This is a genomic window from Nocardioides marmorisolisilvae, assembly GCF_003725775.1.
GTDB classification, from domain to species: domain Bacteria; phylum Actinomycetota; class Actinomycetes; order Propionibacteriales; family Nocardioidaceae; genus Marmoricola; species Marmoricola marmorisolisilvae.
Map to the genome: position 1 here is coordinate 1,419,020 of NZ_RJSG01000002.1, position 13,694 is coordinate 1,432,713.

Annotated in this window: 15 protein-coding genes; 9 read left to right on the forward strand and 6 right to left on the reverse strand. The window is 70.4% G+C overall.

Annotated elements, in window-relative coordinates; translation table 11 throughout:
* The first annotated feature begins 36 nt into the window (after positions 1–36).
* Genes EFL95_RS10970 through EFL95_RS10990 form a run of 5 tightly spaced genes read left to right on the forward strand, consistent with a single transcriptional unit; the run spans position 37 to position 4,789 of the window.
* On the forward strand, positions 37–795 hold the full coding sequence (locus EFL95_RS10970) for an enoyl-CoA hydratase family protein (protein ID WP_123233999.1): 759 nt from the start codon (positions 37–39) through the stop codon (positions 793–795).
* On the forward strand, positions 792–1,688 hold the full coding sequence (locus tag EFL95_RS10975) for a CoA transferase subunit A (protein WP_246004899.1): 897 nt from the start codon (positions 792–794) through the stop codon (positions 1,686–1,688). Before EFL95_RS10970 ends, EFL95_RS10975 begins: the two co-directional genes overlap by 4 nt.
* The gene (locus EFL95_RS10980) at positions 1,685–2,473 is read left to right on the forward strand and encodes a CoA-transferase subunit beta (protein WP_123234000.1); all 789 of its coding nucleotides are present in this window, start codon (positions 1,685–1,687) and stop codon (positions 2,471–2,473) included. The genes EFL95_RS10975 and EFL95_RS10980 overlap by 4 nt, the downstream gene beginning before the upstream one ends.
* Positions 2,470–3,537, forward strand: coding sequence for an NAD(P)H-dependent flavin oxidoreductase (locus tag EFL95_RS10985; protein ID WP_123234001.1), 1,068 nt, complete (start codon positions 2,470–2,472; stop codon positions 3,535–3,537). Before EFL95_RS10980 ends, EFL95_RS10985 begins: the two co-directional genes overlap by 4 nt.
* 7 nt (positions 3,538–3,544) lie before the next feature.
* Positions 3,545–4,789 carry a lipase family protein gene (locus tag EFL95_RS10990; protein WP_123234002.1) on the forward strand — a complete coding sequence of 415 codons (1,245 nt, stop codon included), beginning with the start codon at positions 3,545–3,547 and terminating at the stop codon, positions 4,787–4,789.
* A 3-nt stretch (positions 4,790–4,792) separates the two neighbouring features.
* On the opposite strand, the gene EFL95_RS10995 is transcribed toward EFL95_RS10990, so the two are convergent.
* From EFL95_RS10995 to EFL95_RS11015, 5 genes are read right to left on the reverse strand one after another with little or no spacing between them, the layout of a single operon-like run.
* A complete protein-coding gene (locus tag EFL95_RS10995; RefSeq protein ID WP_123234003.1) occupies positions 4,793–5,122 on the reverse strand; it encodes a hypothetical protein in 330 nt (109 codons plus the stop codon).
* Positions 5,123–5,151: 29 nt separating this feature from the next.
* Positions 5,152–6,315, reverse strand: a complete 1,164-nt coding sequence (locus tag EFL95_RS11000) for an acetyl-CoA C-acetyltransferase (RefSeq protein ID WP_123234004.1) — start codon at positions 6,313–6,315, stop codon at positions 5,152–5,154.
* The gene (locus tag EFL95_RS11005) at positions 6,308–6,919 is read right to left on the reverse strand and encodes a TetR/AcrR family transcriptional regulator (protein WP_123234005.1); all 612 of its coding nucleotides are present in this window, start codon (positions 6,917–6,919) and stop codon (positions 6,308–6,310) included. The genes EFL95_RS11000 and EFL95_RS11005 overlap by 8 nt, the downstream gene beginning before the upstream one ends.
* Complete coding sequence (locus EFL95_RS11010; RefSeq protein WP_123234006.1) at positions 6,897–7,700, reverse strand: SDR family oxidoreductase; 804 nt, start codon at positions 7,698–7,700, stop codon at positions 6,897–6,899. The genes EFL95_RS11005 and EFL95_RS11010 overlap by 23 nt, the downstream gene beginning before the upstream one ends.
* Positions 7,697–8,863, reverse strand: coding sequence for an acyl-CoA dehydrogenase family protein (locus tag EFL95_RS11015; protein WP_123234007.1), 1,167 nt, complete (start codon positions 8,861–8,863; stop codon positions 7,697–7,699). Before EFL95_RS11015 ends, EFL95_RS11010 begins: the two co-directional genes overlap by 4 nt.
* A gap of 90 nt (positions 8,864–8,953) precedes the next feature.
* Here EFL95_RS11015 and EFL95_RS11020 point away from each other — a divergent pair, with 90 nt between their 5' ends.
* From EFL95_RS11020 to EFL95_RS11035, 4 genes are read left to right on the forward strand one after another with little or no spacing between them, the layout of a single operon-like run.
* Positions 8,954–10,504 carry a FadD3 family acyl-CoA ligase gene (locus EFL95_RS11020; RefSeq protein WP_246004900.1) on the forward strand — a complete coding sequence of 517 codons (1,551 nt, stop codon included), beginning with the start codon at positions 8,954–8,956 and terminating at the stop codon, positions 10,502–10,504.
* The gene (locus EFL95_RS11025; protein WP_123234008.1) at positions 10,501–11,673 is read left to right on the forward strand and encodes an acyl-CoA dehydrogenase family protein; all 1,173 of its coding nucleotides are present in this window, start codon (positions 10,501–10,503) and stop codon (positions 11,671–11,673) included. The genes EFL95_RS11020 and EFL95_RS11025 overlap by 4 nt, the downstream gene beginning before the upstream one ends.
* Positions 11,670–12,539: an acyl-CoA dehydrogenase family protein gene (locus EFL95_RS11030; RefSeq protein WP_123234009.1), complete on the forward strand. Its 870-nt coding sequence runs from the start codon at positions 11,670–11,672 to the stop codon at positions 12,537–12,539. Before EFL95_RS11025 ends, EFL95_RS11030 begins: the two co-directional genes overlap by 4 nt.
* Positions 12,539–13,450, forward strand: a complete 912-nt coding sequence (locus EFL95_RS11035; RefSeq protein WP_123234010.1) for an acyl-CoA dehydrogenase family protein — start codon at positions 12,539–12,541, stop codon at positions 13,448–13,450. The genes EFL95_RS11030 and EFL95_RS11035 overlap by 1 nt, the downstream gene beginning before the upstream one ends.
* Here EFL95_RS11035 and EFL95_RS11040 read toward each other — a convergent pair.
* Positions 13,447–13,671, reverse strand: coding sequence for a three-helix bundle dimerization domain-containing protein (locus EFL95_RS11040; RefSeq protein ID WP_123234011.1), 225 nt, complete (start codon positions 13,669–13,671; stop codon positions 13,447–13,449). The two genes, EFL95_RS11035 and EFL95_RS11040, sit on opposite strands and share 4 nt — an antisense overlap.
* Between the last annotated feature and the right edge of the window lie 23 nt (positions 13,672–13,694).

Sequence of the window (13,694 nt, forward strand, 5' to 3'; positions counted from 1 at the left end):
GTTTCGACATGCTCAACAACCGGAGGTCGGCGTTCGATGTCAGCAGTGAGCAGTGAATTGCGCGCGGACGGGATCCGCGTCATCACGATGAACGCTCCCCCGGTCAACGCGCTGACCGTGCAGCAGTGGTTCGACGTCGCGACCGCCCTCGACGAGGCGTCGGCCGACCTGAGCACCAAGGTCGTGATCCTGCGTGCCGAGGGCAAGGGCTACAACGCCGGCGTCGACATCAAGGAGATGCAGAACACGACCGGGTTCGACGCCCTGATCGGTGCGAACAAGGGCTGCTACGCCGCCTTCAAGGCCGTCTACGAGTGCAGCGTCCCGGTGATCGCCGCGGTCAACGGCTTCTGCGTCGGCGGTGGCGTCGGTCTGGTCGGCAACGCGGACATCGTGGTCGCCAGCGACGACGCCTACTTCGGCGTACCGGAGGTCAAGCAGGGCGCCCTCGGCGCCGCCACCCACATGGCTCGCCTGGTCCCCCAGCAGATGATGCGCGCGCTGTACTTCACCGCCGCCACCATCCCGGCGACCGAGCTGCACCGCTTCGGGTCGGTCTACCGGCTCGCCCCGCGCGCCGAGCTGGACGCTGTTGCGCTGGAGGTTGCGGGCGCCATCGCCGAGAAGGACACCCGGGTGATCCGCGCCGCCAAGGAGGCGCTGAACGGGATCGAGCCGGTCGACGTGAACAAGAGCTACCGCTTCGAGCAGGGCTTCACCTTCGAGCTGAACCTGATGGGCGTGTCCGACGAGCTCCGCGACGACTTCGCGGGAACGGAGAAGAGCAAGAAGTGAGCAAGCCTCGCGAGAAGGTGATGACCATCGACGAGGTGGTCGCCCAGCTGTCCGACGGGATGACGATCGGGATCGGCGGGTGGGGCCCGCGGCGCAAGCCGATGGCCCTGGTCCGCGCCATCCTGCGCTCGGACCTGACAGACCTCACGATCGTCTCCTGGGGCGGTGCCGACGTCGGCCTGCTCGCCCGGGCCGGCAGGATCAAGAAGCTCGTCTACGCCTTCGTCTCGCTGGACTCGATCCCGCTGGAGCCGAACTTCCAGAAGGCCCGCCAGGAGAAGTCGATCCCCGAGGTCGTCGAGCTGGACGAGGGCATGTTCCAGACCGGCCTGTACGCCGCGGCGCAGCGACTCCCCTTCCTGCCGATGCGCGCCGGCCTCGGCTCCGACGTGCTGGTCAACAATCCGTGGATCAGGACGGTCACGTCCCCGTACGCCGACTCCGACGGCGCGTTCGAGGAGCTCACGGCCGTTCCGGCCCTGAAGCTCGACGTGGCGCTCGTGCACCTGAACCGCGCCGACGCGCACGGGAACGCGACGTACCTCGGTCCGGACCCGTACTTCGACGACCTCTTCGTGCAGGCCGCGGACCGGGCGTTCGTGACCTGCGAGCAGATCGTCGACACCGCCGGGCTGACCGTGGACACCCCGGTCCAGCGGCTGCTGATCAGCCGCATGGCCGTCAGCGGTGTCGTCGAGACCCCGAACGGCGCGCACTTCACCACCTGCACGCCCGACTACGAGCGGGACGAGAAGTTCCAGAAGGTGTACGCCGCTGCTGCGTCCGGCTCCGACGAGGACTGGGCGGCTTTTGCTGACCGGTTCTTGTCCGGCGACGAGGCGGCGTACCAAGCCGCTGTCGCGGCATTTCACGCCGAGGAGGCTGCCCAGTGAGTGAGTTCTCGCGCGCCGAGGTGTGCGCCATCGCTGTCGCGGACGCGTTCAAGGATGACGGCGAGATCTTCGCCTCGCCGATGGGCACGATGCCGATGCTGGGCGTTCGTCTGGCCAAGCTGACGTCCAACCCGGACCTGGTGATCTCCGACGGCGAGTCGCTGTTCCTGGGCGGGACTCCCCCGCTGTTCGCGAAGGCCGACGTCGTCGAGGGCTGGATCCCGTTCCGCCGCGTCTTCGACGTGGTCGCCTACGGCAAGCGTCACGTGATGATGGGCGCGACGCAGGTCGACCGCCACGGCAACCAGAACATCTCCGCGATCGGTGACTTCGCGCAGCCGAAGCGCCAGCTCCTCGGCTCCCGCGGCGCCCCCGGCAACACGGTCAACAACCGGACGTCGTACTGGGTCCCGAAGCACAACTCCCGCGTGTTCGTGGAGCAGGTCGACATCGTCTCCGGCGTCGGACCCAAGCGGGCCAAGGAGGCCGGCCCGGGTGCCTCGAAGTACAACGACATCCACCGGATCGTCTCCAACCTCGGCGTCTTCGACGTGCGCGGTCCGGACGACACCGTCCGACTGCTCTCGGTGCACCCGGGGGTGAGTGTCGAGGAGGTCGTCGAGAACACGGGCTTCGCCCTCGCCATCGACGGGGACGTTCCGGTGACGCGGGAGCCGACGGAGACCGAGCTGATGCTGATCCGCAACGTGCTCGACCCCCGGTCGCTGCGCGACCGTGAGGTCCCGCCGGTGGCCCTTCGACAGGATCAGGAACCGAAGGCATGATCGACCAGCTGCTCAAGACGCCGCTGACCGAGCTGGTCGGCATCAAGCACCCGGTCGTGCAGACCGGCATGGGCTGGGTCGCGGGTCCGCGCCTGGTCTCGGGCACCGCCAACGCCGGCGGGCTCGGCATCCTGGCGAGCGCCACGATGACGCTCGCCGAGCTCGAGGCCGCGATCATCGAGGTCAAGGGCCGCACCGACAAGCCGTTCGGCGTGAACCTGCGCGCGGACGCCGGCGACGCCGGTGACCGCTGCCAGCTGCTGATCGAGCACGGCGTGAAGGTCGCCTCGTTCGCCCTGGCCCCGAAGCCCGAGCTGATCGCGAAGCTCAAGGAGCACGACATCGTCGTGGTGCCGAGCATCGGCGCCCCCAAGCACGCGGTGAAGGTGGCCTCCTGGGGCGCCGACGCCGTGATGATCCAGGGCGGCGAGGGCGGTGGCCACACCGGCAACGTCCCGACGACCCTGCTGCTCCCCACGGTGCTCGACGCCGTCGACATCCCGGTGATCGCCGCCGGCGGGTTCTTCGACGGCCGTGGTCTGGCCGCAGCGCTGTCCTACGGCGCCGCCGGCGTCGGCATGGGCACGCGGTTCCTGCTGACCCAGGACTCGCGGGTCCCCGAGGCCGTGAAGCAGCGCTACCTGGAGGCCGACCTCAACGGCACGGTGGTGACGGCGAAGGTCGACGGCATGCCGCACCGGATGCTGACGACCGACCTGGTCGCCTCGGTCGAGGAGTCCAGCTTCCTGCGCCGGCTCGGACCGACGACCCGCCGCACGCTCGCGTTCAAGAAGATGAGCGGGATGTCCTGGCCGGCGCTGGTCAAGGACGGCCAGGCGATGAAGCACGGCCAGGAGCGCACCTGGACCCAGCTGATCCTGGCGGCGAACACGCCGATGATGCTCAAGGCGGGCCTCGTCGACGGCGACCCGACCGCCGGGGTGCTGGCCTCCGGTCAGGTCGTCGGCGTGATCGACGACCTGCCGACCTGCGAGGAGCTCATCGACCGCGTCGTCACCCAGGCGGCCGCGGCGCTGGCGCGTACCGGTTCCTACCTGATCTGATCAGCGGGTGACTGAATCCGGAGTCGTCGAGCGCGCCGTCCGCTTCGCCCTCACCGCCGTGGGTGCGCGCCAGCTCGAGTCCCGTCCGGCCGATGAGTTCTACGAGGCGCCCGCCGACTTCCCGGACCGCCCCGGCGAGCTGCTCAAGGCCGAACCGGGCCGGTTCTACATCGACCCGTTCCGGCTGGTGCCCGCCCCGGCGCACGTCGAGCGGATCATATTCACCACCACCGACCGGCAGGGCAGCACGATCCCGGTCACCGGCACCGTGATGACGCCGACCCGCCCGCGCACCAAGCGCGACGACCGCGGGCTGGTCGCCTTCGCGGTCGGCACCCAGGGCATGGGCACCCAGTGCGCCCCCTCGCGGCAGATGGCCGCGGGACGCGAGTACGAGTCGGTGTTCATCACCGGTCTGCTGGCGCGCGGCTACAACGTCGTGGTGCCCGACTACCAGGGTCTCGGCATGCGTGCGGCCGACCAGCGCACCCACACCTACATGTCGCGCCAGGTCCAGGGGCACGTCGTGCTCGACGCTCTCCGGGCTGCGCAGGGCCTCGGCCACCCCGACATCCCGCTTGACGGGCCGACGGCGATCGCCGGGTACTCCCAGGGTGGTGGCGCGGCTGCGTCCGCCGCAGAGATCGCGCACGAGTACGCGCCCGATCTCGACATCAAGGGCGCGGTCTGCGGTGCGGTTCCCTCGGACTTCCCGCTGGTGGCCCGGATGCTCGACGGCAGTCCCTACTTCGCGTTCCTCGGCTACGCGCTGGTCGGCCTGTCCAGCGACTACGGCATCGACCTGGCGCCGCTGCTCAACGAGCGCGGCAACGAGGTGGCCGCAGCCATCAGCGAGCAGTGCATGTTCGAGTCGCTGCGTCGCTACGCGTTCACCCGCTCGAACACCCTGACCGCCGACGGCCGGTCGGTCGGCTCGATGCTGCGCGAGGAGCCGTTCGCCACGATCGTCGCCGAGCAGAAGCTGGGCGACGGCCGGTACCCGCGGATGGAGGCGCTGGTCTCGCACAGCCGCCTGGACGACGTGGTGCCGTTCGAGTGCGGACGCGGGCTGGCCGAGCGCTGGGCCGGTCAGGGCGGGCGGGTGCGGCTGTCGGTCAACCTCGCGCCGACGCACGCCGCGGCCGCGCTGACGTCGTACGGGACCGCGTTCGCCTTCCTGTCCGGACGCTTCGCGGGCAAGCCGATGCGCGCCAACACCCGGCGCTACCTGCACAGCCTGGTCGAGGCCTGAGTACTACTTCAGCCCGGCGGGCAGGCACTTCACGATCTTGTTGGCCACCCCGACCGCTGCGGTCTGGTCAGCCTTGGACGGTGAGTAGTTCCGCTTGCCGTCCACGATCGCCTGGAGCGCCCGGTCGGAGATCCGTGAGTCCACCAGGACCTTGGCGACGCAGTCCGCGGCCTTCTTGCTGACCTTGCTCCCGCTGTCGCCGAGGATGGAGTTGTCCCCGCCCTTCTGCAGCGCCTGGGAGACCTCGTCCTGGGACGGACGGGAACCACCGCCGCCGCACGCCGACGTCACCAGCAGCACGCTGATGGCAAGTGCCGCACCGAACCTGCGCATCCTGGACTCCTCGTCCCTGGGAGCGGCGCTCAGAGCCGCTCGATGATGGTGACGTTAGCCTGCCCGCCGCCCTCGCACATCGTCTGCAGCGCGTAACGGCCGCCGGTGCGCTCGAGCTCGTTGAGCAGCGTCGCCATGATCCGGGTGCCGGTCGCCCCGATCGGGTGTCCCAGAGCGATGCCGCCGCCGTTGACGTTGACCTTCTCCAGCGGGATCTCGAGCTCCTTGGCCCAGGCCAGCACGACCGAGGCGAACGCCTCGTTGCACTCGAAGAGGTCGATGTCGTCGACGGTCAGACCGGTCTTCTCCAGCGCGTGCCGGGTGGCGCGGATGGGGCCGGTCAGCATCCAGATCGGGTCGTCACCCTTCACGCTCAGGTGGTGGATCCTCGCCCGGGGCTTGAGGCCGTGCTCGTCCACCGCTGCCTGGCTGGCGATCAGCAGCGCCGAGGCGCCGTCGCAGATCTGGCTCGCGACACCGGCGGTGATCCGACCGTTCGGCGCGAGCGGCTCCAGCGCGGCCATCTTCTCCAGCGAGGTGTCGCGCGGGCACTCGTCGGTGGTGAAGACGGTTCCGTCCGCCAGGGTGACCGGAGCGATCTCGTTGTCGAAGCGGCCCTCGGCGATCGCGGCCTTGGCACGGTTGTGCGAGGCGAGGGCGAACTCCTCCATCTCCTCGCGGCTGATGTCCCACTTCTCCGCGATCATCTCGGCGGAGTTGAACTGGGAGACCTCGACGTCGCCGTAGCGCTTGACCCAGCCCGGGGACTCGGCGAACGGGGTCGTGAAGCCGTACTGGTCCGCGACCAGCATGGCCGCGGAGATCGGGATGGCGGACATGTTCTGCAGGCCGCCGGCGACCACGAGGTCCTGGGTGCCGGACATGACGCCCTGGGCCGCGAAGTGCACGGCCTGCTGGGAGGAGCCGCACTGGCGGTCGATGGTGACGCCGGGCACGTGGTCCGGCAGACCCGCCACCAGCCAGGCGGTGCGAGCGACGTCGCCGGCCTGCGAGCCGATGGTGTCGCAGCAGCCCATGATCACGTCGTCGACGGCGCCCGGGTCGATGCCGGTGCGCTCGACGAGGGCATGGAGCACGTGCGCGCCCAGGTCGGCGCTGTGCATGCTCGCCAGCGAACCGCGGCGCTTGCCGACGGGGGTCCGGACGGCGTCGATGATGTAGGCCTCAGCCATGATTGATTCCTTCCAGGAGGATCGCGAGGTACTGGTCGGCCACGTCGGCCGGGGTGAGGGTGCCGCCGGGGCGGTACCAGCGAACGGCGACCCAGACGGTGTCGCGCACGAAGCGGTAGACCAGGGCGACGTCGAGGTCGGCCCGCAGCTCGCCGCTGGCGACGCCCGCCTCGAGCAGGCTGGTCCACAGCGTGCGGAACTTCCGGTTCCGCTCGATGAGGTAGCCGAAGCGCTCGAAGGTGGCCAGGTGGAGAGCGTCGTTCTGGAAGATCGCCACCTCGTCCCGGTGCTCGCCGATCGCCTCGAACGAGGCCCGGACGATCGCCTCGAGCTTGGCCTTCGGGGTCAGGTCGCTGGCCTCGATGGCGTCGTACTTCTTCCAGAGCTCGGTCTGGAAGGTGTCGAGCAGCTCGTCGACCATCGACTCCTTGGAGTCGAAGTGGTGGTACAGGCTTCCCGACAGGATCCCGGCCGCGTCGGCGATGTCGCGCACGGTCGTGTTCTTGAACCCGCGCTCGGCGAACAGGCCCGCCGCGATGGCGAGCAGCTCGTCGCGCCGGCTGCGCCCGTTCTCGGGCGACTCAGGCGTGCTGGCTGCTGACACTGATCACCTCGCCGGTCAGGTAGGAGGAGTAGTCGCTCGCGAGGAAGACCATCACGTTCGCCACCTCCCACGGTTCGGCAGCGCGCCCGAAGGCCTCGCGCTGCTTGAGCTCGTGCAGCAGCTCGTCGGAGGTCACCTTCGCCAGGAAGGGGTGCATCGCCAGGCTCGGGCTCACGGCGTTGACGCGGATCCCGTGCGGGGCGACGTCCAGGGCAGCGCAGCGGGTCAGCGCCATCACACCGGCCTTGGCGGCGGCGTAGTGCGCCTGGCCCTCCTGGGCGCGCCAGCCGATGACGCTGGCGTTGTTCACGATGACGCCGCGGGTGCCGTTGGCGATCATCCGGTTGCTGGCCGCGCGCACGCTCCGGAAGGTCCCGGTGAGGGTGATGTCGAGGACCTTCGACCACTGCTCGTCGGTCATCTCCAGCACGCTGGCGGTGCCCCCGAGGCCGGCGTTGTTGATCATCACGTCGACACCTCCGACGGTGTCGGCCAGGTCGAGCAGCGCCTGGACGTCGTCCTCGTGGGTGACGTCGCACGTTGTCGAGAGCACCCGGTCGGCGCCGAATTCGGCCGCCAGCGCCTCGTGCGCCTCGGCGACGCGACGCTCGTGGGTGTCGGAGAGGACGACCGCCTTGGCGCCCTCCTCGAGCACGCGCCGGGTGACGCTGGCGCCGATCCCGGCGCCCGCCGCAGCCGTCACGACGACGACCTTGTCCGCCAGGAGGCCGTGGGCCGGGACGTAGTCGGGAGTGGGCTGCTCGGGGCGGGTCGCGGTCATCGGGACTCTCTCGGTAGGCCGAGCACACGCTCGGAAAGGATGTTGCGCTGAATCTCGTCGGACCCGCCGTAGATCGTGTCCGCTCGGGTGAACAGGAAGAGGCGCTGCCACTCGTCGAGGTCGTAGCCCGAACCTGCGGTGAGCCCGCCGGTGCCGAGGACGTCCATCGCGATCTCGCCCAGCGTGCGGTGCCAGGTGGCCCAGAGCAGCTTGGCGATGCTGGCCTGCTGGGGCGCCTGCTCCTCCGAGAGCGTGCGCAGCGCGTTGAGCCGGATCACCTCAAGCTCGGCGTCGGCGCGGGCGAGCCGGTCCTTGATGACCGGGTCGTCGATGGCGCCGTTCGCGCGCGCCAGCTCGACCAGGGACGCGAGCTCGCGCTGGAAGCCGACCTGCTGACCGAGGGTGGAGACCCCGCGCTCGAACCCGAGCAGGCCCATCGCGACGCCCCAGCCGTTGCCCGGCTCACCGACGACGAGGTCGGCGGCGGTGCGCGCACCGGTGAAGAACACCTCGTTGAACTCGGCCCCGGTGGTGAGCTGCTCGATTCCGCGGATCTCGACGCCGTCCTGCTCCAGCGGCACCAGCAGGAAGCTGAGGCCGTGGTGCCGCTGCGAGCCGGGCTCGGTGCGGGCGATCACGAAGACCCAGTCGGCGAACTGGGCCAGGCTCGTCCAGACCTTCTGGCCGTCGATGACCCACTCGTCACCCTCGAGCCGGGCCTTGGTGGCCACGTTCGCCAGGTCGGAGCCGGCGTTCGGTTCGGAGTACCCCTGGCACCACAGCTCGCTGACCTCGCGGATCCGCGGCAGGAAGCGCTCCTTCTGGGCGTCGGTGCCGAAGTGGATCAGGGTCGGCCCGAGCAGCTCCTCGCCGAGGTGGTTGACCCGGGACGGTGCGTTGGCGCGGGCGTACTCCTCGTGGAAGATCACCTGCTGCATCAGGGTCAGCCCGCGGCCGCCGTACTCGGTCGGCCAGCCGATACAGGTCCAGCCGTGCTTGGCCAGGTGCCGGTCCCACTCCAGGCGCTCGTCGTGCGCCTCCAGGTCCTTGCCCGGGCCGCCCAGCCCCTTCAGCGCGGCGAACTCGCCGACCAGGTTGTCCTCGAGCCAGCCCCGGACCTCGGCCCGGAAGGCCTTGTCCTCACTGCTGTCGCTCAGGTCCACTGTTGCTCCTCTGCCGGGACACCAAAATCGGGCTCTGTCCGTGTAGAGTAGCCTACCAAGCACTTGCTTGGTATCGGAGAAGGAGGACGGGTGGCGCACACGCTGGGTCCGACCACGCTGCCGGCCGCGCTGCGAACGGCGGCCGAAGCGCACGGCTCCAAGGCTGCCGTCGTCGAGGGCGACCGGACCGTCGCCTTCAGCGAGCTCCTCGACCAGGTTCGCACCGCCGCTGCCGGGTACGTCGCCCTCGGGCTCGAGCCCGGGGACCGGGTCTGCATCTGGGCTCCGAACAGCACCGACTGGATCGTCGCCGGCCTGGCCGCGTCGTACGCCGGGGGCACGCTGGTCCCGATCAACAGCCGCTACACCGGGCACGAGGCGCACGACATCGCGCTGCGCACGGGCGCGAAGATCTTCGTGGTCGACAACGGTTTCCTCGACCGCGACCAGGTCAGCGAGCTGCGCGCCGTCGGCGAGCTGCCCGCGCTGCTGGCGCTGGTCGCGCTTCCCGGATCGTCGGCTGCCGACTCGGTGGTCGGGTTCTCCGACCTCGCGGAGCTCGGTGTGGAGTCGGTGGCGCTCGCTGACGCTCGCGCGGACGCGGTCTCCGCCGAGGATGTGGCGGACATCCTGTTCACCTCCGGCACCACCGGCCGCTCGAAGGGCGCGATGAGTGCCCACCGCCAGACGATCGCCGTCTCGGCAGCGTGGGCCGAGATCGGCGGGGTCAGCAGCGACGACCGGTACCTGGTGGTCAACCCGTTCTTCCACTCCTTCGGCTACAAGATCGGCATCGTCGTCGGGCTGCTGACCGGCGCGACGCTGTACCCGGTCGCGACCTTCGACGTCGACGGCGTGATGGACCTGATCGAACGCGAGCAGATCACGCTGCTTCCCGGTGCCCCGACGATCTTCACCTCCCTGTTCGACGCGCCGGGCCGGGCTGCGCGCGACCTGTCGTCGCTGCGGCTGTCCATCACCGGCGCCGCGGTGGTCCCCGTCGTGCTGATCGAGAGGATGCGCGCCGCCGCACCCGAGGGCCTCGGCATCGACAACGTCTACACCGCCTTCGGCATGACCGAGGCCGTCGTCGTGACGATGTGCCGCGAGGGCGACTCCGACGAGCTGGTGGCGACCACCTGCGGTCGCGCGATCCCGGGCGTGGAGACCCGGATCGGCGACGAGGGCGAGCTGCTGGTCCGCGGGGACATCGTGATGCTCGGCTACCTCGACGACCCGGAGGCGACGGCCAACGCGATCGACGCCGACGGCTGGCTGCACACCGGGGACGTGGGCACGCTCGACGACGCCGGGAACCTGCGGATCACCGACCGCCTCAAGGACATGTACATCTCCGGCGGGTTCAACGTGTACCCCGCTGAGATCGAGCAGGCGCTGGCCCGCCACGACGGCATCGCCGACGTCGCGGTGATCGGCGTGCCCGACGACCGGATGGGCGAGGTCGGCAAGGCCTACGTCGTACGCCGGCCCGACGCCGCGGTCACCGAGGAGGACGTGATCGCGTTCGCCCGGGAGCGGCTCGCGAACTACAAGGCGCCCCGGCAGGTGGAGTTCATCGACGTGCTCCCCCGCAACGCCGGCGGCAAGGTGCTGAAGAACGACCTGCGAGGAGCACGGTGAATCTCGATCTGACCCCGGAGGAGCTGGCGTTCCAGGCGGAGGTGCGGGCCTGGCTGGAGGCGAACGTCCCGGCCGAGCCGCTCCCCTCGATGGACACCGCCGAGGGCTGGGCCCTGCACCAGGAGTGGGAGGCCAAGCTCGCCGCCGAGCGGCTCTCCGTCGTGTCGTGGCCGCGCGAGGTCGGTGGCCGCGAGGCCTCGCTCGTCGAGTGGGTCATCTTCGAGGAGGAGTACTACCGCGCCGGCGCACCGGGCCGGGTCAGCCAGAACGGCATCTTCCTGCTCGCCCCGATCATCTTCGACCACGGCACCCCCGAGCAGCAGGCCCGGTTCCTGCCGTCGATGGCCACCGGGGAAAAGATCTGGGCGCAGGCGTGGTCCGAGCCCGAGGCTGGGTCGGACCTCGCCTCGCTGCGCTCGACCGCGGTGCGCGACGACGCCCGCGGCGGCTGGGTCCTCAACGGTCAGAAGACCTGGTCCTCGCGCGCGACCTTCGCCCACTGGGGCTTCGGTCTGTTCCGCAGCGACCCCACCAGCGAGAAGCACGCCGGCCTGACCTACTACCTGTTCCCGCTGGACGCCGAGGGCATCACCGTGCGCCCGATCGCCCAGCTCGACGGCGAGGCGGGCTTCGCCGAGATCTTCTTCGACGACGTCTTCGTGCCGGACGCCGACGTGCTCGGTGCGGTCGGAGCCGGCTGGAACGTCGCGATGAGCACTGCCGGCAACGAGCGCGGCCTCTCGCTGCGCTCGCCGGGCCGCTTCTGCGCCGCGGCCGACCGTCTGCTCGAGTTGTGGAAGGACCGCGGAGCTGACGCTCCGCAGGTCCGGGACGCCGTGGTGGACGCGTGGATCGGCGCGCAGGCCTACCGCCTCTTCACCTGGGGCACCGTCACCCGGCTCGCCGACGGCGGCGAGATGGGCGCGGCCGGCTCGGTGAACAAGGTGTTCTGGAGCGAGCTGGACATCGCGATCCACGAGGCCGGGCTCGACCTGCTCGGCGCCGACGCCGAGCTGCTCGACACTCCGTGGATGGACGGCTACGTCTTCTCCCTCTCCGGCCCGATCTACGCCGGGACCAACGAGATCCAGCGCAACATCGTCGCCGAGCGGATCCTCGGCCTCCCGCGGGAGCCGAAGGGACCCGCTGGAAAGGAGACCGCGAAGTGAAGTTCGAGCTGACCGAGGACCAGGTCGCCTTCGGCGAGGCGATCACGGACCTGATGCGCGCCTCCGACTCCGTCGCCGTTGCGCGGGCGTGGGCGTCCGGTGACACCGCACCGGGCGTCGCGCTGTGGAAGCGCCTGGCTGACCTGGGCCTGACCGCGCTGGTCGTTCCCGAGGACGAGGGCGGACTGGGCGGCACCCTGGTCGACCTCGTCGTCGCCTTCGAGGTGCTCGGCCGCGAGCTCGCCGTCGGACCGTGGATCGAGTCCGCGGCCCTGGCACCGCAGCTCGAGGGTGAGATGGTCACCGCTGCCGCCGCTCCGCTGGCCCCGTACGCCGCGGACGCACAGGTCGCGCGGCTGCTGTCCGGGGTCGCTGGTGCCTCGCACCCGTCGATCGACACGACCCGTTCGCTCACCGAGGTGACCGGCGCGGACGCGTTCGATGTCGCTGCGCTCGATCGCGCCGTCCTTGCCTGCGCTGCGCAGCTCGTCGGCGCCGGCGAGCGGGTGCTCGCCGACTCGGTCACCTACGTGAAGCAGCGCAAGCAGTTCGGGCGCGAGATCGGTTCGTACCAGGCGATCAAGCACCAGCTGGCCGACGTACGGATCGCGCTGGACTTCGCCCGCCCGCTGGTCCTGGGCGCCGCGCTCGGCGAGATCCCGGTCTCGGCCGCGAAGGTCTACGCCTCCGACGCCGCCTACCTGGCCGCCCGGACCGGCCTGCAGGTGCACGGCGCGATCGGCTACACCGCCGAGTTCGACCTGTCGCTCTGGCTCAACCGGATCCGCGCGCTGGTGACGGCCTGGGGCACGCCGGCGTACCACCGCGGACGCGTGCTCGAGACGCTGACCGGAGTGGCGGGCTGATGCACTTCGCACGCACCGAGGAGCAGGACGAGCTCGCCGCGACCGTCCGGGCGCTGCTGACCAAGCGGTCCGACAGCGCGGCGGTGCGCGCCGCGATCGCGACGGACGCCGGGTACGACGAAGCGCTGTGGTCCGCGCTCTGCGAGCAGGTCGGCGTCGCGGCGCTGGCCGTGCCCGAGGAGTACGACGGCTTCGGGGCCTCGCTGGTCGAGACCGCGGTCGTCCTCGAGGTGCTCGGCGAGTTCCTCACCCCGGCACCGCTGCTGGCCAGCGCACTGCTCGCGGCCCAGACGCTGCTGCACGGTACCGACGACGAGAAGTCCGACCTGCTCCCCCGGCTGGCCGCCGGCGAGGTGCTGCCGTTCACGCTGGGCGACCTGGTGCTCGAGCCCTCCGACCGCACGGACGCCATGGACCAGACGCTGCGGATCGGCGCTGCCGAGCAGCCCGCAGCGACGCCCGCTGACGTGCGCGCGATCGCGGTCGCACTGGTCACTGCGCTTCAGGTCGGCGGGATGCAGCGGGCCCTGGACATGACGGTCGGCTACACCCAGGAGCGCGTCCAGTTCGGCCGCCAGATCGGTTCCTTCCAAGCGCTCAAGCACCGGATGGCCGACATGCTGGTCAAGGTCGAGGCCTCGCGCTCGGCGAGCTGGGGCGCGACCGCCGCGGCGGCTGCGTACCTCGCCTCACCCGGTCCCGAGACCCTCGCCACCGTGGAGCGCCGGTCCGCGGCCGCAGGCTCCTACTGCTCGGATGCTTTCGACCTCGTCGCCGCCGAGATGGTGCAGCTGCACGGCGGTATCGCGATCACCTGGGAGCACGACGCGCACCTCGTGTTCAAACGGGCGCACGCGCTGTCCCAGCTCAACGGCCCGGCTCACCGGCTCCGGGCCGCACTCCTGGGTTAGACGGCCACGCGGGCCGGCTTCAGCCCCGCGACGATCTCCTCCCGGGCGAAGCGGCGCACGAGCACCGCGATGAAGTCCTGGATCTTCGCCGACGGCTCGATGTCCTGACGCCAGCGGTCGATGATCGACTGGACCTGCTCCCTGCTGTGCGTCGTGGAGAACTCCTTGCTGAGGTCCTCCACGATGGTGCTGATCTGCTGCTCGATTCCTGGTGCGTCCACGGGCTGCTCCTGGGAGAGAGAGT